Genomic DNA, 19,129 nt, shown 5'->3' with positions numbered 1-19,129 from the left:
CCTTGGTGTTGGTGTGGGCGGTTCAGTTGCTACGAGAACACGCGGTCATCCGGGCCATGTCCGTTGTGGGTGCCGCTGGGGCTCCGTTCTGGGTCCGCGGGCTTCACTCCTCGCGGTCCAGGTCGGCGGTGGAGCGCTGGGCGATGACGCGGCGGACCTCGGCGGGGTCGACCTGCGCCACGTTGCCGGGCCGCGGCACCCGCACGCCCAGCTCGTCCAAGCGCTCGCCGAGCTGCTTGCCGTTGAGCTTGCGGTACGGACCCCAGGCCGGCGCCAGGTCCCGCAGCAGCGACGGCACGTCGGCCAGTCGCACCCGTTCGGAGCCCAGCACCTCGTCAAGGTCGTCGAGCAGGTCCCGGGTCTCGACCTTGGGCGGCTCGGCGTTGGTCTGCACGCGGGTGCGCGGGTCGACCTGGGCGACGGCGCGGGCGATGACGTCGGCGGCGGCGTCCCACCCGGTGTCGTCGTCGACCTTGACGAAGTACCACTTGAGCAGCTCGAACGGCGCGTCGGACACTCCGGTGATCAGGCTGGTGCCGCGGTCGCGGCCGGGCCGCAGCTCGGTCGCGCGGATACCGGCCTGGAACGACCCGTCGCCGAGGAACCCGTCGTTGCTGCGCCAGGTCTTGACGTAGAAGCAGCTGTTCACCGAGACCAGTTCGATGATCTTCGGTGGGATCGCGTCGGCGCGGGACGACTGGGTGTCGAACCCGAGCCAGATGCCGGTCTTGCGGGCCCTGCGCAGGGTCTGGGTGGCGACCTCGGCGGCCTCCTCGCCGTACTCGGCGTGCCCGAACAGCTCGTGACACTCGGAGAACAGGGCGAGGATCGGCCGCAGGTCGGCGTGTTCGGTCGCCAGTTGCCGGGTGACCTTCTTCGCCCCCAGCTCGGCGAGGCGGTCCTCCCGGCGCCCGACCTCGGCGTACAGGTCGTGCAGGGACTGCAGTCCGGCGGCGGCCACGTCGTCGGTGGCGCCGCGGTGGTACCGGGCCAGGCGCGGCTGGTAGGCGTCGAAGTCGCCGTTCCCGGCGAACACATGCACCCACAGTTCCGGCAGCGGGTCCAGCGCCGCCCCCAGCATCACCACGCGGCACGCGTTGCTCTTGCCCTGGCCCATCATCCCGCCCGCGCTGAAGTTGTTCGCCACGATCGGCACGGTGATGACGTCGCCGCGCGGCGACACCCCGGCCGGGACGCCGGTGAACACGTCGGCGGTGCCCTCGTGCAGCAGCGGGTACTCGGGGGCGGCCTTGGACAGCGCCCCGGAGTCGGCCACCCACAGGTCGACCGCACCGGCCGGGCCGGTGCCGACCTTCTCAGCGTCGGCCGGCCACACCTCCACCTCGGCGCGGTGCAGGTTGCGGGCCAGCACGGGCCGCTGGTCGCACACCATCTCCGCCGTCACACCCAACGGCAGTTCGAACACCATGTGATAGCCGCGGCCGTCACGTACCGGCCGGGTGGTGAACTTGGGCAGCCACCCGTCTTTGAACGCCCGCTTCAACTCGGGGATGCGCAGGTGCTGCAGCGCCAGGACCACGGTGTCGGCGGTGACGACGACCCCCGCGGCCTCGTTGTCGGCGTCGCCAGGCGCGGCCAGCCACTGGGGCACCGTCTCGCCCTTACCGGCCCGGTACGCCGCGGCCAGCCACGCCATCGGCGCGACGATGACGGCGCCCACCAGGACGACCTGGGCGAGCACGCCGACCGCGGCGAGCATGTCACCCACGAAGCCCCACCAGGTGCCCCACGTCCACCCACCGTCGCGCATCGCCACCGCGACACCCACGACGACCAGCACGGCGAGCACGATCGCCAGGACCAGGCCGACGACCTGCAGTGCCGCGATGACGGTGCGGGGCGCCGATCCGATCCGGTCCCACCTGTCAGCCTTGGCGGCCCGGTACTTGTCCACCCACTCGGCGAGGCGCTCGGGGTCGCCGGCGGCGCGGGCCGCGCGAATCTGCTCGCGATAGGTCGAGTAGGTGGCGGCGCCGACCAGGCGGCGGACCCACACGGCGTGCCCACGACCGACCGTCCATCCGGCCCGCAGCGCCGTCTGCGTCACCGCCCACGCCACGTCGTCGGCAGGCCGGTCCGCCCACGGCACGAGCGGCCGCGACGGACGCTCGGCCACCTCGCCGCCGGGGGCCTGGTCCTGCCCGTCGTCAACGATCTCGCCCTCGTAGACGACGTTCTCAACCTCGGCGGAGTCGGCGGGCACCACTTCCCCGCCCGGGGTGTCGGCGTCGGCCGCGGCGCGCCGGCGCTTGTCCAGCGACACCACCTCGGCCGTGTGGTCGTCGGGGAATGCCATGCTGGTATCTCCTCTGTGAGGGGCCCGGCCGGGGCGGACCGTCGCATGGGGCCCCGGCCGGGCATGGGGTCTACTTGCTGGGCTTGCTGATGACGGCGCCGCCCGGCACCCGGACGGCCTTGGTCCCGTCGGCGTCGCGGTGCACCACGTGCCGCCCGTCGCGGTCGCAGGTCACCGTCTCCTCGCCGTCGCGGCTGGTGAACTTGGCGCCGCACTTGCTGTCGCTGCTGGCCATGGCTGATCTCCTTCGTGGGTTGGCCGGGCGGGGCCGTCCCCGCCCGGGGGTCGGTGGCTACTTGGTGGCGGTGGGGGGCAGCGCCCGGCACTGGGCGGCGTGCTCGTTGGCGGCCTCGCGGACCCGCTGCAGCGTCCGGGGCCGGTCGTGGGGCATCATCTCGACGCTGCTGCCGGACACGCCGCACTCGCACTCCCAGGCGTGGCCGTAGCGCTCGGAGCCGAACTCGGACTCGGAGTCGTAGGCGTAGCGGGTGGTGTGCTCGCGGATGGTCACGATCGCGCCGCACAGGCCCCGGTAGCGGGGCAGTGTCGTGGTGGTGCTGGCCATGGGTGATCTCCTTCGTGTTGGTGCCGGTCAGGTGGTCACTTGGTCCGCTTGGCACACTCGCCGCAGTTGGGCGAGTAGCCGGTGAAGTGGCGGCGGCACAGCTTGATCTGCTCGCCGCGCAGGTTGCAGACAGGGCAGCGGCGGCTGCCTCCGTAATGCATCTGCCAGCAGTGGGGGCACTGGTAGGGCTGGGACTTCACCGCACACCCCCGCGCAGCGCGTCGCGGACGGCGCGGGCGGTGTCCATCCCGCACCGCAGCGCCTGCCGCAGCGCGTTCGCCGACGGCTCGGCGGGCAGCTCCCCGGCTGCGATGAGGCCGCGGGCCCGCTCGGTCAACTCGGCCACGTCGACCCGTACGGGCGGGTTACCGGCCGCCCGGTCGGCGGGCGCGTTGTCCCTGTACGTAGGGGCAGTAAGGCCACCGGTAGGCCCGTGGTCCAGCCGGGTGAACGCGGCGAGGATGATCGGGAGGGCGGTGACGACCGCGACCGCCACGACCGGGCCGAGGATGTGCAGCACCAGCCGCGACACCGAGAACTCGGCGGCCACCCACGGCAGGTACGGCCAGGCGTTCATTCCGACCGTCAGCCCCAGGAACAGCCATTCGATCCGGTTGAGCGTGCGGGACTCGATCGGCTGCCCACGAACGCCCATGTAGGACTTCGCGCCTACCACCACCAGGAGCGCCAGCGACATGAACGGCTCGACGCACCAGGCGAACAGCCACTCCGGTGACCACGACTCGGCGTCGCCGGCGGCGAACTTCTGGACACCGGCCGTGCTCCAGGCCAGCGCCAGCGCGAGCGCCAGCATCGCCGCGGTGACCAGCACCCGCCGCATCCGCGCGGCCTGCCACGCCCGCATGGCGGGGTCCTGGCCGAGCCGGTGCAGCCGCGCGGCCTCGTGCGCCTTCTTGCGCCGCTTGCGGACCTTGGGCGTGTCGAGCGTGAGGGGCGTGTCGTCGTCCTGCAGCTCGGCGAGGCGGTGCGACTCGGCGACCTCGGCCCGCAGGCGCCGCACCCGCCGGGTTTCCCCGGACGGCACGTCCTGCAGCTCGTTGCCGTCGTCGGCGTGCTCCTGGGCGGTGGTGGCGTCGCCGACCTCGGCCAGGTGCCGCTCCAGGGCCGCGATGCCCTGCTCGATGTCGTCGGGGTCCGGCCCACCCGCCGCGGGGATCTGCGTGTTCACCGCGGCACCCCCGTCCCGGCCGGGCCGCCGGCCGCCGCGTGCAGCGGACGCGCCGCCACCTCGGCCAGCCAGTCCAGCGCCAGCGCCGTACCGGCCAGCGGCAGCGCCACCAGCCGCAGCAGCAGCACCGCCAGCGCCAGGCCCAGCACGGCCAGCACCGCCAGCGCCCCGGCGTCCCGCAGCATCTCCGCCGTCGTCATGCCGCACCCCCGATGCACGAGATCAGGGCCGCGACGAACAGGAACGCGATGTGCCACGACTGGTCGAGCGCGTAGGCGCCGGTCCCGGCCGGGGCCGCCACGCCGTCACCGAGCCGCACGAACTCGCCCTTGCCGACCCGCTCGGCCAGCGCCGCCAGGGTGACGCGCCGGTCCGCCCAGTAGTGCGAGGCGGCGTCAACCGCCAGGCCGGCCGCAACCGCCCACGGCGACAGCGCCAGGTCCAGCACCATCAGGGCCAGGCCCAACGTGATGAGCTTGGTCGCGGTGAGCGTGGCGACGTGCCGCATGCATGCCCACCGGCCCGGCCACCCGGCCGCACCCTTACCGAGCGCCTGGCCGCTGGTCTGCACCCAGTGGTCACCGACCTCGTGCGCCACGTACAGGGCGACGAACACGACCGCGAACACCGCCGGGGACGCGCCTATCACTGGCCCCCCTCCTCGCGGTTGGGCGGGGCCCAGTCCCACAGCGGCTGGTAGTAGCCGTCGCCGTGGCACGAGGGGCAGGTCTCGCCGTCGTCAACGCCGGTGCCGTCGCAGCGCAGGCACCGCGGCAGGGGCGGCGCCGTGGCGGTCGGGTACGTCACCGGCAGGTCGTCGGCGGTCTTGGCGATCGCCCGCACCGCGGCGCGTGCGTGCCGCGCCACCTCCCGCGGGTCCACGTCGTCCTCCTCGGCCATCTCGGCGAGGCCGCCCAGCACGCCCCGCAGCTGCGCGGCGCGGCTGGCGATGAGCTCGCATCGCTGCGGCCACGCACCGGGCGCCGCCGACGGCACGTCGAGCAGGGCACGGACGGCGGCGGCCAGCGCCACCAGGTCGGGGGCGCTCACTTCTTGCCGCCCTTCTGCTGCGCGTCGTAGGCGTCCCGCACCGACTGCGGCTCACCCTGCGGCCAGGTGGACGACTTGCCGTCCGTCGCCGACTTGCCGTCGGCGTAGATCACGTGTGAGATGAACATGGGTTCGGACCTCCTGCGTCCGGATCAAGGCCCTCGTCAGGCGGTGGACTCGCCGGGCGGGGGCCGTCTTGCGTTTGACCCCAGGGCCTTGCCTCTGGTGTACGTACACCGTAGCCTCTGGTGTACGTACACCGCAAGGGAGTCACGTTGAGATCTGTACGTACACCTGAAACGATCAGGCGTGTGCCGAACAAGCCCAGAACCCAGCACCGGTCCATCCGGATTGACGATGCCGAGTGGGAGGATGCCGAAGCCGCTACGGCGATGATGGGCACCGACCGCGCCAAAGTGATCAACCAGTTCTTGCGCTGGTACCTCCGCAGGCCCGGGGCAAAGCTGCCCGACCGGCCGGCGGTCACGGACTGGTCCTCCGGTCGCGCCTCCGACGATCCCGCCTAGCCGAAGCTCCAGTTCCGCGCCAGTTCCGCCAGAGCTTCGGAGACGGCCGGAATCAGTCGGAAGCGTTGAGCAGAGAAATGCCAGGTCAGTCAGCGTGTCGCGGCCATTACTGCAGGCAGCGGAACCCGTGGCGAAAGTTCGAGCTCTACTACGACGTCTGATCGGGCGTCGCGGTACCCGCGGGGCTGCCTGACGGCATCATCCACGGGACGTCGACAAGCGAGAGGCCGCCCGGCCGCCTGTCCGTTCTGGGCAGGGGCGGGGCGGCCTTTCGCATGCGCTCGCCCGCCGCGGCGGCACTGTGCGCGACCACGGTGCTGACCGCGGCCGCGTCGCTCACCGGGTGACAGCTCCCTGGCCCGTGAGAGCCAGGCGTCTTCGGGCGGCGACGGGGAGTGACCGCCCGGCCTACCCTGAATCCGTCACCGGCCGGACGCACGAGGCCGCGGCGGGACGTACCGGGCACCACGTCCGGCGACGGGCGACCAGCGCGCCCGCCCCGGCCGGTACCGGCGGCCGTCCGAGCCGTACCGGCGCGCCGACGGCGTCCGGCCCGAGCTTGGGAGGCGAGCGATGGCCGCAGTCCCCGCCGTGCAGGTGTACGGCGTGCCCCTGGACGGCTTCGGCGGCGCGGACGACGACGCCAGGCTCAAGGCCGCCATGGCGTACGCGGCCGCGCAGACCAGGCCGCCGGCGATCGTTCTGGCCAACCGGGCGCACACGTTCGACGGCGGTCCCTACCCGTACTACGACGGCTTCCGGCTCGTCGGCTCCCTCGGCACCATCGAGCGCGAGTTCGCCTCCACGGGGCCGCAGTGCGTCGCGACCGTCGGCGGCCGCGCGCTGTTCTCGGTGCCCGCCGGGGGCGTGAAGAACATGTTCGTCACCGGCGTGCAGTTCCGCGCCGCGTCCGGCGGCGTGCACTTCCAGACCCCGGTCACCGACTTCGCCGGCGGCCCGGTCGTCCAGGACGCCGACTTCCGCGGCCTGGCCTGGGTGGGGTTCAGGACCGTGATGCACGCCCGGCACGTGCGGTGCGGCATCGAGCGGGTCTACATCAACAACGGCACCGACACCCAGCTCAAGCTCGCCGGGTCCGACAACTACTACTTCGTCGAGGGCAAGTCGTTCATGTCGGCGCACGATTTGACGGCGTCGATGTTCTACATCTGGTTCCCGCACATGTCCCGCACGCAGGTCGGCCCGCTCTACCTCACCCCCGAGGTCGCCACCGGGGTGCGCGTCGACGGGTCGTACGGGAACCTGGTGTTCACCGGCACCCTGTTCGACTGCACGGGCCGCAACGCCTCCACCGCCTGCCAGGGCGCCGCCGTCCTGATCACGGGGGGCAAGGGGATGGTGTTCCGCGACTGCTGGTTCTTCAACAACGCCGTCAATCCCGCCGCGACCGGCCGGAGCCCCGCCGACAGGGGCCAGGTGTTCATCCGCGGGTCGGCGGGCGAGATCCTGTTCGACGGCTGCCAGTTCAACGGCGGCGCCGCGCAGACCCTGCACACCCCGTCCGGGACCCCCGCCGTCTACGCCGCCGCCGGTGTGACGAGAATCAAGGTGGCCAATCCGCTCGCCCCCAACAACGGCACCAAGCTGCTGCAACACCAGTCCGCCGGGATCATCTCGAAGTACGGCGCGGACGACTGGACCCTGAAGGTCGCGTAAGTCCGGTGTCGGGGGAACATTCGAGTCGCTGACCATGTTCCGCCGACGGGCGGCCCGGCGGCCGCCCCGGCGACACGACGATCAAAGGGGATCAGATGGCCACGGTGAGGGTCCAGCGCACCGGCGACGGTTTCGAGGCGGTCAACGACCGCAGGGCGCGGGTCGCGGTCGACGGCTCCGGGGAGACGCCGGGCGCGTTCACGCCCGTCGAGCTGCTGCTGGCCGCGCTGGGCGGCTGCGAGCTGGTCACCGTGGAGCCGCTGACCGCCAAGCGCGGGCACCGGCTGGCGCGGCTGGCCGCCACCGTCCACGCCGACAAGGTCGCCACCAGCAGGCTGGGCACGATCACCATCAGCTACGAGGTGGAGCTGCCCGAGGGCGACGAGAAGGCCGCCGAGGTGTTCGAGGCCGTGGCCCGCAGGGTGCACAAGAGCTACTGCACGGTCGGCAACGCGCTCAAGGAGCCGATGACCGTGGAGCAGGTGCTGCCCGGGACGTCCGGGGAGAGCGACTCCGCCTAGCATCCCCCGGCCCGGACGCGGGGGACGATCGCGCCCGTTCATCAGGGACACCCCTGAGATTCATCCGGGGAACTCCGCGCACCCTCCCCCCAAAGGTCCGAAGCCCCGTCAGGGACGTACTACTCAAGTCTGAGAAGAAGACCATTCGTCCCGGTGATCTCAAATGATGGACCCGCGGCAAGGATAGGCGGCATGGCCCAAACCGCCCCCACGGCCACCCCCAGCCGGTTCGCACCCCCCGGCCGCGTCACGGCGCGGCCCCGGGCGGGGGCCGTGGGGTCGCTCGCGCCGTCGGTGTGGCGCGAGCTGGCGCTGATCGTGCTGTTCTACACGGCATATACGCTCACGAGGCTGATCCTGGTTCAGGACGGCACGGGGCCGGCGTTCACCCACGCCGACCAGATCCTGGCGTTCGAGCGGTCCCTGGGCATCGACGTCGAGCTGGGCCTCAACCGGATGCTGCTGGAGGTCCCCTGGCTGGCGCGCGCCGCCAACGTCTTCTACGCCACCGCCCACTTCGCGGTGACACTGGGCGTCGTCGTCTGGGTGTACCGGCGGCACCCCGCCCACTACCGGTGGCTGCGCACGGGCATCATGACGGCCACGGGCGCGGCGCTGCTGGGGTTCTGGCTGTACCCGCTGGCACCGCCGCGGTTCCTGGAGCACGAGGGGTTCGTGGACCCGGTGACGGCCCTGCACTCGATGGGGCTGTACGCCAGCGACGCGTCCGGCACGCTGACCAACCAGTACGCGGCCATGCCGTCGATGCACGCGGGATGGGCGCTGTGGTGCGGGTTCGTGCTGGTGCGGCTGGCCGCCCGCCGATGGGTGCGGGCGCTCGGCGTCGTCTATCCGGCCACGACGGTGGCCGTCATCCTGGCCACCGCCAACCACTACGTGCTGGACGCGGTGGCGGGCATCGCGTTGACCGCGGCCGCCCTGTACGCGTCCTGGCTGCTGTACCGCCGCACGCGACCGGAGCGGACGCGGCGGGCGGAGACCGTGGAGACCGCGGTGGCCGAGCGGCGGGCGGAGGCACAACTTCATGCGAAGGCGAGGCGGCGCGGACGGTCCGCGCCCGGACGGCGGACGGACGGCGACACCTGCGGTACGAACCCGGACACCGGGGATACGGGCGACACGCCCCTCCATTCCGGCAAGTCCGCACGTGCGCGGTGATCGGGCCTCTGGGATTCTGGGGCTCATGCCCACGACGGACGACGCGCCGGGGCAGTCCTCCCCGGACGGCGCCGTCGCGCGACGCCGGGCGCGTCGTCCCCGGCTGTGGCCGGAGCTGCTGCTGATCGCGATCTGCTACGGCTGCTACTCCATGGTCCGCAACCTGGTGCCGACCGACCACGCCACCGCCGCGCACCGGGCGCAGGAGATCCTCAGCCTCGAGTACGACCTGAACCTCGACATCGAGTACACGCTGAACCGGCTGTTCGTCGACCAGGCCTGGCTGGCGATCCCGGCGAACTACTTCTACGCCACGATGCACTTCGCCGTGACGATCGGGGTCCTGGTGTGGCTGTACGCGCGGCACCCGGACCGGTACGCGACCTACCGCACGGTCCTGTTCGCCACGACGATGGTGGGGCTGGTCGGCTTCTGGCTGTATCCGCTGGCGCCGCCGCGCATGCTGCCCGGCTTCACCGACACGGTGATCAGCTTCGGGACGTGGGGCATCTACGGCTCCTCGCCGATGGCGTCGATGTCCAACCAGTACGCGGCGATGCCGTCGATGCACACGGCGTGGGCGCTGTGGTGCGCGGTCACGGTGATCGGCGTGGCCGGGCGGCGGCGTCCCTGGACGGTGCCGGTGGCCGCGCTGTACCCGACCGTCACCATCTTCGTGATCATGGGGACCGCGAACCACTACCTGCTGGACGCCGTCGGCGGAGCGGTCGCACTGGCCTGCGGCTTCGCCCTCGGCCACGGCGCCTTCCGGGCCTTCGCCGTCCTCGTCCCCGCCCGCACCACCAGCCAGTCCTCAACCCCTTAGCCGGCGTATTTCCGCGGGGGGACGCCCCCCGGGGACGCCGGTCAGTCCGCGTCATAGAAGACCCTTTCCACGACGGCGCGGGCGCGGCGGGCGTGGCGGCGGTAGTCCTCCAGCAGGTCGCCGGTGCCGGGGTAGCCGAGCATGCGGCTGACGGCGCTGCGCTCGTGGTGGTGGTCGGTCGGCAGCACGTCCGAGGCGCGGCCGCGCACCAGCATGATCGCGTTGCGCAGGCGGGTGGCGAGCTGCCAGGCGTCCGCCAGCACCTCGGCGTCGGCGGGGGCGAGCAGGTTCTCGGCGGCGGCCGCCTCCAGGGTCGCGAGGGTGCGGGTGGTGCGCAGCGCGGGCACGTCGTGGGCGTGGCGCAGCTGCAGCAGCTGGGCGACCCACTCGACGTCCGACAGCCCGCCGGGGCCGAGCTTGATGTGCAGGCGCCGTTCCACGCCGCGCGGCAGCCGCTCGGACTCCATGCGGGCCTTCAGCCGCCGGATCTGCCGGACGGCGTCGTCGCCGATGCCGCCCTCGGGCCAGCGCACCGGGTCGACGACGGCGTGGAAGCGTTCGCACAGCCCCCGGTCCCCGATGGTGGCGTGGGCGCGCAGCAGGGCCTGGCTCTCCCACGGCTCCGACCAGCGGGCGTAGTAGGCCGCGTAGGAGGCCAGCGTGCGCACCAGCGGCCCCTGGCGGCCCTCGGGGCGCAGGTCGGGGTCGATCTCCAGCGGCGGGTCGGGGGCGGGCAGCGCCAGCAGGCGGCGCATCTCCTCGGCGACGGCGTGCGCGGCCGAGTGCGCGTCGCGTTCGTCGGCGCCGGGCGGCGGATCGTGGACGAACATCACGTCGGCGTCGCTGCCGTAGCCGAGCTCGTGCCCGCCGAAGCGGCCCATCGCCACCACGGCGATCCGGGTGGGCAGCGGCCCCCGCCGCTCCATCTCGATCTTGTTGACGGCGGCCTGCAGCGCGGCCTCGACGGTGACGGTGGCGATGTCGGACAGCGCCTCCCCGACGGCGCGCACGTCGGCCAGGTCGAGCAGGTCGGCGACGGCCACGCGGAACAGCTCGCGGCGGCGCAACCCGCGCACGACGGCGACGGCCTCCTCGGCGGGCAGCGCCGCGCCGGCCCCGGCGCCGGGCCCGGTGGCCGACTCGGGGTCGGCGTGGCGGCGCACGGCGGCCAGCGCCTCGGCGCGCAGCGGGCCGTACGGGCGCGGCGCCAGCTCGGCGTCGCCGACCAGCATGGTCACCGCCTCGGGGGCGCGCAGCAGCAGGTCGGTGGCGTACCGGCTGGAGCCGAGCACCCACGCCATGCGCTCGGCGACGGTCACCTCGTCGCGCAGCAGCCGCAGGTACCAGGGGGTGGTGCCGAGGGCGTCGCTGACGCGGCGGAAGCCGAGCAGGCCCGCGTCGGGGTCGGGGGCGTCGGCGAACCAGCCGAGCATGACCGGCAGCAGCGTGCGCTGGATGGCGGCGCGCCGCGACACCCCGGCCGTCAGCGCCTCGATGTGCCGGAGCGCGCCCGCCGGGTCGGCGTAGCCGAGCGCCTCCAGGCGGGTGCGGGCGGCCTCGGGGGTGAGGCGGGCCTCGGGCCCGGGGAGGCGGGCCACGGCGCGCAGCAGCGGCCGGTAGAACAGCTTCTCGTGCAGGCGCCGCACCTCGCGGGCGTGGCGCCGCCACAGCGCGGTGAACTCGCCGACCGGATCGGTGCGCAGGCCGAGGGCGCGGCCGAGGCGGCGCAGGTCGGCCGGGTCGTCGGGGACCACGTGGGTGCGGCGCAGCCGGTGCAGCTGGACGAGGTGCTCGACGCGGCGCAGGAACCGGTACGCGGCGGCGAGCGCGGCGGCGTCGTCGCGGCCCACGTACCCGCCCTGCGACAGCGCGGTCAGCGCCTCCAGGGTGCCGCGGCCGCGCAGCGTCTCGTCGGCGCGGCCGTGCACGAGCTGCAGCAGCTGCACCGCGAACTCGACGTCGCGCAGCCCGCCGGGGCCGAGCTTCAACTCGCGGTCTGCGGCGGGGTCGCGGCGGTTGAGGTGGGCCTCGACGCGGCGGCGCATCGACTGCACGTCCTCGACGAACCCCTCCCCCGCCGCGGCCTTCCACACCAGCGGGTTGATCATGTCGAGGTAGCGGGCGCCGAGGTCGGGGTCCCCGGCGACGGGACGGGCCTTGAGCAGCGCCTGGAACTCCCAGGTCTTGGCCCAGCGCTCGTAGTAGGCGCGGTGGCTGGCGGGCGAGCGCACCAGCGGCCCCGCCTTGCCCTCGGGACGCAGCGCCGCGTCCACCTCCCACAGCGCGCCCTCGACGGTGTGCGCCGAGCAGGCCCGCATCATGGCCGAGGCCAGGCGGGTGGCGGCGCGCAGGGCGGCGTCCTCGGGGTGGCCGTCGCGCGGCTCCGCCACGAAGATCACGTCGACGTCGCTGACGTAGTTGAGCTCGCGGCCGCCGCACTTGCCCATGCCGATCACGGCCAGCCGGCAGGCGGTGTGCTCGGGCACCTCGGCGCGCGCCACGGCCAGGCCCGCCTGCAGCGCCGCGGCGGCCAGGTCGGCCAGCTCGGCGGCGACCTCGGCGACGTCGGCGGCGCCGGTCAGGTCGCGGCCCGCCAGGCACAGCAGCCGCCGCCGGTAGGCCACGCGCAGCGCCACCAGCGTCTCGGGGGAGGCGTCGCGGGCGACGGGCTCGGCGGCGTGCGGATCGGCGCCCACGGCGTCGAGCAGGGCGGTCCGCGGATCCGTTTGGACCGATCCATCGTCCCGGAGCGCCCGCCAGTGCCCGGGGTGGCGGCCGAGGTGGTCGGCGAACGCGGCGCTGACCCCCAGCACCGCCAGCAGCCGTTCGCGGACGGGCCGCTCGTGCTCCAGCGCCGCGCGCAGCTCGCGGTCGCCGGACGCGGCGGTCAGCAGCCGCAGCAGGCCGTCGAGAGCGAGGTCCGGGTCGGCCGTGGCGCCCAGGCCGTCCAGCAGGTCGTCGCCGAGCGGGACGCCGGCATCCTCGGCCTCACGCAGCAGCCGTTCGGCCCGTCCCGCTTCGTTGAATCCGAGCCTCGCCAGCCGCCCCGGCAGAGAGGGACGGCGGTCGGGTGTCCACGGCACGCTCACGAACTCACGTTAAACCGAATGCGCCCCATGGCACTCCCCAAGCGCCCACCCGGACATCTCGATTCCGTCTCCGGGACGCGGCCGGAAAAGGGCGCTCAGAGAATGGCGATCAGGCGGCGGCGTTCGTACTCGGTGACCTGGCGGCGGTAGTCCTCCCACTCCTGGCGCTTGTTGCGCAGGAAGAAGTCGAAGGTGTGCTCGCCGAGCACGTCGGCCATCAGCTCGCTGCGCTCCATCGCGTGGATGGCCTCGTCCAGGCTCTGCGGCAGCGGGCGGATGCCCATGGCGCGCCGCTCGGCCGGGGTGAGCGCCCACACGTCGTCCTCGGCGCCCGGCGGCAGCTCGTAGCCCTGCTCGATGCCCTTCAGCCCGGCGCCGAGGATGGCCGCGAACGCCAGGTAGGGGTTGCAGGCCGAGTCCAGCGAGCGGAACTCGATGCGGGTGGAGTGGCCCTTGTGCGGCTTGTACATCGGCACCCGCACCAGCGCCGAGCGGTTGTTGTGGCCCCAGCAGATGTACGGCGGGGCCTCGCCGCCGGCGCCCGCGGTGGAGCCGACGCCGCCCCACAGCCGCTTGTAGGAGTTGACCCACTGGTTGCACACGGCGGTGATCTCGGCGGAGTGCCGCAGCACGCCCGCGATGAACGCGCGGCCCACCTTGGACAGCTGGAACTCGGCGCCCGGCTCGTAGAAGGCGTTGCGGTCGCCCTCGAACAGCGACATGTGGGTGTGCATGCCCGAGCCGGGGTGGTCGGTGAACGGCTTGGGCATGAACGTGGCGTACACCCCCTGCTCCAGCGCGACCTCCTTCATCACCAGCCGGAACGTCATGATGTTGTCGGCGGTGGTGAGCGCGTCGGCGTAGCGCAGGTCGATCTCCTGCTGGCCGGGGGCGTTCTCGTGGTGGCTGAACTCCACCGAGATGCCCATGGCCTCCAGCATCATGATCGCGTTGCGCCGGAAGTCGTGCGCGGCGCTGTGCGGGGTGTGGTCGAAGTAGCCCCCGGCGTCCACCGGGTCGGGCTCGCGGCCGTCGTCGGGCCGGTCGCGCAGCAGGAAGAACTCGATCTCGGGGTGGGTGTAGAAGGTGAAGCCGAGGTCGGCGGCCCGGGCCAGGGCGCGCTTGAGCACGTAGCGCGGGTCGGCGAAGCTGGGGGTGCCGTCCGGCATGAGGATGTCGCAGAACATGCGGGCCACGCCGGGCGACTCGCTGCGCCAGGGCAGGACCTGGAAGGTGGACGGGTCCGGCTTGGCGATCATGTCGGCCTCGTAGACGCGGGCGAAGCCCTCCACGGCCGACCCGTCGAAGCCGATGCCCTCGTCGAAGGCGCCTTCCAGCTCGGCGGGGGCGACCGCGACGGACTTCAGGAACCCGAGCACGTCGGTGAACCACAGCCGGATGAAGCGGATGTCGCGCTCCTCCAGGGTGCGGAGCACGAACTCCTGCTGACGGTCCAAAGCCTTACTCCCTCATGAGCTTGCCCGACTGCCCGGTCCATGCCCGCGCCCGGGGTTGCTTTAACGGGCGTTTGCACTGGTGCCGACAGGTCCGGGACTTTGCAGTATGCCTCGCCGCTGTTTCGACGACGTTACGGGACGAGCCGCGGAGCCGTCCCGGGAGCAAACCGCGCATATGCCCCGCATATGCCCTGTTCGCTCCACTGTGCCACATGACCCGAGCACCCGTCACAACGGCGCCGGAGGTCACCTGGAGGCGCCGCCGGACCGGTCGTCGCCGCCCGCCTTCGGCACGGGGCCGATCCACTTGCGGTACATCCGCTCGTAGGTGCCGTCCGCCCTGGCCTGGTCGATCACCTGGTCGATCAGCCGGACCAGCGCGCGGTTGCGGTTCTTGCGCACCCAGAAGCCGTACCGCTCGCCGGTGCGGGGGGTGGCGACGATCTCCATGCCGGAGCCGGCCGGGGGCCGCAGCAGGTTCCGGGCGACGGGGTAGTCCAGCACGACCGCGTCGACCTTCCCGGCGCGCAGGCCGTTCAGCGCGGCCTGCGGGTCGTCGTACGACCGGGGGTCGAAGTCCCTGTCCTTGACGTACTGTTCGCCGGCGGTGGACGACTGCGCGCCGAGCCTGAGGCCGCCCGCCTCGACCTCCTCCAGCGAGCCGATCCCGCCGCCCTTCCTGGCCACCAGCGCCAGGGCGGCGTCGAAGTAGGGCTTGGAGGCGTCCATGCTGGCGGTGCGCTCGGGGGTGATGGCCATGGCGCCCATGACGACGTCGCACCTGCGGGCCTCGAGCGCCTCGCCGTTCGTCATCGTCGCGAACGGGACCTCGACGACGCGCTGGGTCACGCCGAGCCGCCTGGCCACGAGGTCGAGCATCTCGACGTCGAACCCGACCACCCTGCCGCCCCGCTCCGTCTGGAAGGGCGGATGGGGCAGGTGCGCGCACGAGGTGAGACGCCCCTTCCCGACCAGCTTCACACCCTGCACGGTGGCACCGTCGCCGCCGCACGCCGCGGCGGCCAGCGCCAGCGCGGCCAGCACCGCGCCGAGAACCGGACGCCGAGGGGATGCTCCGGACACTCTTCCTCCCGCTGTTCACTTTTCTCCCGCGCACGTCTCCCGCGCGTCTTCCGCGTACGCGAGGGACCGCACGCGGGAGAAATATGCCATGCCGGATCCGCGCGGGTGTCTCGTCGGCGGATCCCGCCCCGGGGCGCGGAGGTCCGAACGCCCCCAAGGCCCCGTTTTGGGGCTCCGGTGGCCGCCGCTCATCCGCTTTTCCGGAGATTTGACGTTGCGATCATGGCCCGCAATAACCGCTGATCAATAGCGTGGGACCCGTCGTGGACGCATCACTCCTGCTCTCGCTGACCGACCGGGTGGCCGTGCTGGCCACCCCGTCGGCCATGCACCCGGACGCCTGGCCGCTGGGCGAACGGGTGGACGGCTGGGCGCGCGGACGCGGGCTGATCCTGGGCGACCCGGACGGCTCGCCACTGGGCCGCGGCCGCTTCGAACGGCTGGCCGCCCGCGTGTTCCCCACCGCCGACCTCGACCGGGTCGACCTGTTCGCACGCTGGCTGACGTGGGCGTTCGCGCTGGACGACACGCTCGACCAGGAGCCGCTGGCGGGCAGCGCCACCGCCGTGCACGAGCTGTACGAGGATCTGCTGCGCGCCATGCGGCTCGGGCACGCCCGTCCCGGGGCCCGTCCCCTGGAGACCACGCTGGTCGAGCTGTGGGACGTCACCGCCACCCGGATGGACCGCGAGTGGCGGCGCCGGTTCATGCTGCACATGGAGGCGCACCGCACCGGCTGCGCCCAGGAGGCGGTCAACCGCCGCACCGGCCGGGTGCCTGCCCCGCGCGAGTACGCGGGGTTGCGCCGCCGGGCCGCCGCGCCGTTCCTGTACGACCTGGTCGAGCCGGTGCTGGGCGTGGTGCTGGCGGACCGGCTGACGACCTCGCCGCAGTGGGTGATCCTGTCCGAGGGCGTCGCCGACGTCGTCGCCTGGTCGAACGACATCGCCTCGTTCACCATGGAGGACGCCCGCCAGGACGCGCACAACCTGGTCGCCGTGATGTGCCAGACGCACGGGTGCCGGCCGCGCGAGGGCGCCAGGCTGGTGCTCGACCGCATCGTCGAGCGGCTGGACGAGGTGCAGGAGGCGGTGCGCGTGCTGCCCGCCACGATGGACCGCCTGGAACTGTCCCCTGAACAGCGCCAGACGGCCTCGCAGATCGCGCGGGTGCTGCTGGGCACCCCGCGCGCGCACGTGGACTGGCTCACCGAGTCGGGCCGCTACAACGCCTCCGCCGACGCGGTGGCGACCGCGTCGGGGCGGCGTCCGCCCGGCCTGGACACTCTGTCGCACCTGCGTCCCTAGCCGTTCGTGCTCTGCGCCGTGGCGGTCTGCGCCAGCGCGTCGCCGGACGGGGTGCGGGTGTAGAGGACGCGGCGTCCCACCCGGTGGCCGGCGACCAGGCCGCAGGCGCGCAGCACGCCGAGGTGCTGGCTCACCGCTCCGGGGGTGACGCCCAGGCGGCGTGACAGTTCGGTCGTCGACGCCGGGGACGCCAGGACGGTCAGCAGTTGCGCGCGGCGGCGGCCGATGAGCGCGGCCAGGGCGTCGGGTGGTGCGGCCGGGGCGGTCTCCCACAGCGTTCCCACGCCCGACACGGGGTAGCCCAGCATCGGCTGGTAGGGCGGGACCATCACCGACACCCAGGGCCACACGAACACGCTCGGCACGAGAAGCAGCCCCCGTCCGCCCAGGGCGCCCCGGAACTCCCAGTCCCGGTCGATGGCGAGCGTGCCGGCCCGCCAGCGGACGGCGTCGTGCAGCCCCGCGAACAGCCCTTCCGCGCCGTGGGCCGCCTGGGCGCGCGTACGGCGCAGCACGTCGGCCTCCAGCAGGTCGCGGATCGCGTCCCAGTACGGCTCGATCGCGGCCTTCCAGTAGCGGTCGAGCAGGTCGGTGAGGGTTTCGAGGGTGCGTTCCGGGGCGGCGGCCATGGCCAGGCGCTCGGGCCCCAGGACACCGCCGCGTTCCACCCAGCACAGCTCCTTGGCGACGACGTCGGGCGGCGTGGAGCGGACGGTCTCCAGTTCGGTGCCGAAGTCGGGCAGGGGCGACTCGGGCGGCGGGGTCAGGAAGTCGGGGATGTAGCCGTGCCGCGGCACCAGCGCGCGCAGCGGCATCAGGTCGAGTTCGCGCAGGCGCGGGCGCACGGCGCGCATCCAGGGCAGGTGCAGGGCGTGCGCGGACGGGTCGGCCAGGACGCGGACGCTGCGCACGAGCTCCCACAGCGGTGAGAACGCGAACCGCACCCGGGCCACGTCGTCGGGCCCGAACACGAACTCGATCATTTAGCCCAGCCTAAATCAGTACCGGCGGGCGTCGCCGGTCCGGACCATCGTCGTGTGACAGCAGTGGACCAGCCGACCTCGCCTGTACCCGCCCCCGCCTCCGGCCGTGCGGCCGCGTTCCTGCGGCCCCGTCTGGGCGGCATGCCGCGCCCGTTCTGGGTGCTGTGGACCGGGACGCTCCTCAACCGCCTCGGCACCATGGTCGAGCCCTACCTCGGCCTTTACCTGACCACGGCGCGCGACCTGTCGCTGCGGCAGGCGGGCGTGGTGCTGGCGGTGCTCGGGCTCGGCACGGTGGCCGGGCAGCTCGCGGGCGGCGCGCTGGCCGACCGGATCGGACGCCGCGCCACCCTCACCCTGGCCACGCTGGCCGCCGGGGCCGGGCTGCTGGCGCTGGGCCACGCGCAGGGCATGCCCGCGATCACCGCGGCCGCGCTGGTCACCGGGATGGCGCTGGACATGTGGCGGCCCGCGTCCGCGGCGATCGTCGCCGACCTGATCGCGCCCGCCGACCGGCCGCGCGCGTTCGGGCTGCTGTTCTGGGCGACCAACCTGGGGTTCTCGGCGGCGATGGTGGCCGGCGGCGCGCTGGCCCACGCCGGCTACCACTGGCTGTTCTGGATCGACGCCCTGACCTGCGCGGTGTTCGGGCTGCTGGTGTGGCGGGCGGTGCCGGAGACGCGCCCGGACGGCGCCGGCGGCCACGAGCCCGGCGGGTTCGCCGACGTGCTGCGCGACCGGGTCATGACGGCGTTCGTCCTGATCTGCCTGGTCTACACGTTCGTGCTGATGCAGTACATGACCACGATGCCGCTGGCGATGCGGGAGCACGGGCTCGGGCCGGAGGCGTACGGGCTGGTCATCGCGGTCAACGGCGTCGTGATCGTCACGGTGCAGCCGCTGGTGGGCGCGTGGCTGAGCCGCCGCGACCACAGCCTGGTGCTGGTCGGCGGATTCCTGCTGCTCGGCGCGGGCAATCTGCTGACCGCCCTGGCCACCGGCGTCTGGGCGTACGCCGGGGCCGTCGCGGTCGGGTCCCTCGGCGAGGTCGTCGCCGCGGCGGTGCTGCAGGCCGTCGTGTCCAACCTGGCCCCCGTTCACCTGCGCGGGCGCTACAACGCGGTGTGGGGCGTGGCGTGGTCGGGCGGGTTCCTGCTGGCCCCCCTCGGCGGGACGCAGCTGCTCGGGTACGGCGCGCACGTCCTGTGGCCGGTGTGCGCGGCCCTGGCCGTGGGCGCGGCGGCCGCCCAGCTCGCCCTCGCCCCCGCGATCCGGCGTCGCGCCGCCGGGGACTGAGCGTTCTTTTCGTCACAATGACGAAACTGGGGCTCGTGCCGCGATCCCTCCCCGGCTTACCCT

General features: G+C 73.3%; 20 protein-coding genes. 7 read left to right on the top strand and 13 right to left on the bottom strand.

Translation table 11 applies throughout. The features are described 5' to 3' along the window. Positions 1-103: 103 nt before the first annotated feature. From ABD811_RS36555 to ABD811_RS36515, 9 genes are all read right to left on the bottom strand, one after another. A complete protein-coding gene (locus tag ABD811_RS36555) occupies positions 104-2,317 on the bottom strand; it encodes a hypothetical protein (RefSeq protein WP_344956933.1) in 2,214 nt (737 codons plus the stop codon). Positions 2,318-2,387: 70 nt separating this feature from the next. Beyond that, positions 2,388-2,552: a hypothetical protein gene (locus ABD811_RS36550; protein WP_344956931.1), complete on the bottom strand. Its 165-nt coding sequence runs from the start codon at positions 2,550-2,552 to the stop codon at positions 2,388-2,390. Between the two features lie 57 nt (positions 2,553-2,609). Beyond that, on the bottom strand, positions 2,610-2,882 hold the full coding sequence (locus ABD811_RS36545; RefSeq protein ID WP_344956929.1) for a hypothetical protein: 273 nt from the start codon (positions 2,880-2,882) through the stop codon (positions 2,610-2,612). 35 nt (positions 2,883-2,917) lie between these two features. Next, positions 2,918-3,082, bottom strand: coding sequence for a hypothetical protein (locus ABD811_RS36540; protein WP_344956927.1), 165 nt, complete (start codon positions 3,080-3,082; stop codon positions 2,918-2,920). Next, positions 3,079-4,071: a hypothetical protein gene (locus ABD811_RS36535; RefSeq protein ID WP_344956925.1), complete on the bottom strand. Its 993-nt coding sequence runs from the start codon at positions 4,069-4,071 to the stop codon at positions 3,079-3,081. The genes ABD811_RS36540 and ABD811_RS36535 overlap by 4 nt, the downstream gene beginning before the upstream one ends. Beyond that, positions 4,068-4,271 (bottom strand): hypothetical protein, encoded by a 204-nt coding sequence (locus ABD811_RS36530; RefSeq protein ID WP_344956923.1) that lies wholly within the window; start codon positions 4,269-4,271, stop codon positions 4,068-4,070. Before ABD811_RS36530 ends, ABD811_RS36535 begins: the two co-directional genes overlap by 4 nt. After that, positions 4,268-4,720 (bottom strand): transcriptional regulator, encoded by a 453-nt coding sequence (locus tag ABD811_RS36525; RefSeq protein ID WP_344956921.1) that lies wholly within the window; start codon positions 4,718-4,720, stop codon positions 4,268-4,270. The genes ABD811_RS36530 and ABD811_RS36525 overlap by 4 nt, the downstream gene beginning before the upstream one ends. Next, on the bottom strand, positions 4,717-5,121 hold the full coding sequence (locus ABD811_RS36520) for a hypothetical protein (protein WP_344956919.1): 405 nt from the start codon (positions 5,119-5,121) through the stop codon (positions 4,717-4,719). Before ABD811_RS36520 ends, ABD811_RS36525 begins: the two co-directional genes overlap by 4 nt. Further along, positions 5,118-5,249: a hypothetical protein gene (locus tag ABD811_RS36515; protein WP_344956917.1), complete on the bottom strand. Its 132-nt coding sequence runs from the start codon at positions 5,247-5,249 to the stop codon at positions 5,118-5,120. The genes ABD811_RS36520 and ABD811_RS36515 overlap by 4 nt, the downstream gene beginning before the upstream one ends. A gap of 183 nt (positions 5,250-5,432) precedes the next feature. On the opposite strand from ABD811_RS36515, the gene ABD811_RS36510 reads away from it, so the two are divergent. From ABD811_RS36510 to ABD811_RS36490, 5 genes are all read left to right on the top strand, one after another. Beyond that, complete coding sequence (locus ABD811_RS36510; protein ID WP_344956915.1) at positions 5,433-5,648, top strand: hypothetical protein; 216 nt, start codon at positions 5,433-5,435, stop codon at positions 5,646-5,648. A 573-nt stretch (positions 5,649-6,221) separates the two neighbouring features. After that, positions 6,222-7,325 carry a hypothetical protein gene (locus tag ABD811_RS36505; RefSeq protein ID WP_344956913.1) on the top strand — a complete coding sequence of 368 codons (1,104 nt, stop codon included), beginning with the start codon at positions 6,222-6,224 and terminating at the stop codon, positions 7,323-7,325. Between the two features lie 95 nt (positions 7,326-7,420). After that, positions 7,421-7,846, top strand: a complete 426-nt coding sequence (locus tag ABD811_RS36500; protein ID WP_344956911.1) for an OsmC family protein — start codon at positions 7,421-7,423, stop codon at positions 7,844-7,846. A 192-nt stretch (positions 7,847-8,038) separates the two neighbouring features. Further along, a complete protein-coding gene (locus ABD811_RS36495) occupies positions 8,039-9,025 on the top strand; it encodes a phosphatase PAP2 family protein (RefSeq protein WP_344956909.1) in 987 nt (328 codons plus the stop codon). 25 nt (positions 9,026-9,050) lie between these two features. After that, the gene (locus tag ABD811_RS36490; RefSeq protein WP_344956907.1) at positions 9,051-9,851 is read left to right on the top strand and encodes a phosphatase PAP2 family protein; all 801 of its coding nucleotides are present in this window, start codon (positions 9,051-9,053) and stop codon (positions 9,849-9,851) included. 41 nt (positions 9,852-9,892) lie between these two features. Here ABD811_RS36490 and ABD811_RS36485 read toward each other — a convergent pair whose 3' ends face one another. The 3 genes from ABD811_RS36485 to ABD811_RS36475 all read right to left on the bottom strand — a co-directional run bounded on the left by ABD811_RS36485 (position 9,893) and on the right by ABD811_RS36475 (position 15,480). Next, positions 9,893-12,940 (bottom strand): bifunctional [glutamine synthetase] adenylyltransferase/[glutamine synthetase]-adenylyl-L-tyrosine phosphorylase, encoded by a 3,048-nt coding sequence (locus ABD811_RS36485; protein WP_344956905.1) that lies wholly within the window; start codon positions 12,938-12,940, stop codon positions 9,893-9,895. Between the two features lie 95 nt (positions 12,941-13,035). Then, the gene (gene glnA / locus ABD811_RS36480; protein WP_344956903.1) at positions 13,036-14,397 is read right to left on the bottom strand and encodes a type I glutamate--ammonia ligase; all 1,362 of its coding nucleotides are present in this window, start codon (positions 14,395-14,397) and stop codon (positions 13,036-13,038) included. A 246-nt stretch (positions 14,398-14,643) separates the two neighbouring features. Then, positions 14,644-15,480, bottom strand: coding sequence for an ABC transporter substrate-binding protein (locus ABD811_RS36475; RefSeq protein ID WP_344956902.1), 837 nt, complete (start codon positions 15,478-15,480; stop codon positions 14,644-14,646). 263 nt (positions 15,481-15,743) lie between these two features. On the opposite strand from ABD811_RS36475, the gene ABD811_RS36470 reads away from it, so the two are divergent. Next, positions 15,744-16,787: a terpene synthase family protein gene (locus ABD811_RS36470; protein ID WP_344956901.1), complete on the top strand. Its 1,044-nt coding sequence runs from the start codon at positions 15,744-15,746 to the stop codon at positions 16,785-16,787. On the opposite strand, the gene ABD811_RS36465 is transcribed toward ABD811_RS36470, so the two are convergent. After that, positions 16,784-17,770 (bottom strand): DUF5937 family protein, encoded by a 987-nt coding sequence (locus ABD811_RS36465; protein WP_344956900.1) that lies wholly within the window; start codon positions 17,768-17,770, stop codon positions 16,784-16,786. The two genes, ABD811_RS36470 and ABD811_RS36465, sit on opposite strands and share 4 nt — an antisense overlap. Before the next feature lie 54 nt (positions 17,771-17,824). Between ABD811_RS36465 and ABD811_RS36460 the strand changes: the two genes are divergently transcribed. After that, positions 17,825-19,066, top strand: a complete 1,242-nt coding sequence (locus ABD811_RS36460; RefSeq protein ID WP_344956898.1) for an MFS transporter — start codon at positions 17,825-17,827, stop codon at positions 19,064-19,066. Positions 19,067-19,129 lie beyond the last annotated feature (63 nt).

Origin of the sequence: Actinomadura miaoliensis, from assembly GCF_039536785.1 — a bacterium.
In the GTDB taxonomy this organism is placed as follows: Bacteria; Actinomycetota; Actinomycetes; order Streptosporangiales; family Streptosporangiaceae; genus Spirillospora; species Spirillospora miaoliensis.
Note: the sequence above shows the minus strand (reverse complement) of the source record. Positions and strands in the feature narration are given on the sequence as shown.

What these genes read in the sequence shown, in the direction of transcription:
- ABD811_RS36555 (WP_344956933.1), bottom strand. Translation starts at nt 2,317, where the DNA reads ATGGCATTCCCCGACGACCACACGGCCGAGGTGGTGTCGCTGGACAAG.
- ABD811_RS36550 (WP_344956931.1), bottom strand. Translation starts at nt 2,552, where the DNA reads ATGGCCAGCAGCGACAGCAAGTGCGGCGCCAAGTTCACCAGCCGCGAC.
- ABD811_RS36545 (WP_344956929.1), bottom strand. Translation starts at nt 2,882, where the DNA reads ATGGCCAGCACCACCACGACACTGCCCCGCTACCGGGGCCTGTGCGGC.
- ABD811_RS36530 (WP_344956923.1), bottom strand. Translation starts at nt 4,271, where the DNA reads ATGACGACGGCGGAGATGCTGCGGGACGCCGGGGCGCTGGCGGTGCTG.
- ABD811_RS36515 (WP_344956917.1), bottom strand. Translation starts at nt 5,249, where the DNA reads ATGTTCATCTCACACGTGATCTACGCCGACGGCAAGTCGGCGACGGAC.
- ABD811_RS36505 (WP_344956913.1), top strand. Translation starts at nt 6,222, where the DNA reads ATGGCCGCAGTCCCCGCCGTGCAGGTGTACGGCGTGCCCCTGGACGGC.
- ABD811_RS36500 (WP_344956911.1), top strand. Translation starts at nt 7,421, where the DNA reads ATGGCCACGGTGAGGGTCCAGCGCACCGGCGACGGTTTCGAGGCGGTC.
- ABD811_RS36495 (WP_344956909.1), top strand. Translation starts at nt 8,039, where the DNA reads ATGGCCCAAACCGCCCCCACGGCCACCCCCAGCCGGTTCGCACCCCCC.
- ABD811_RS36490 (WP_344956907.1), top strand. Translation starts at nt 9,051, where the DNA reads ATGCCCACGACGGACGACGCGCCGGGGCAGTCCTCCCCGGACGGCGCC.
- ABD811_RS36465 (WP_344956900.1), bottom strand. Translation starts at nt 17,770, where the DNA reads ATGATCGAGTTCGTGTTCGGGCCCGACGACGTGGCCCGGGTGCGGTTC.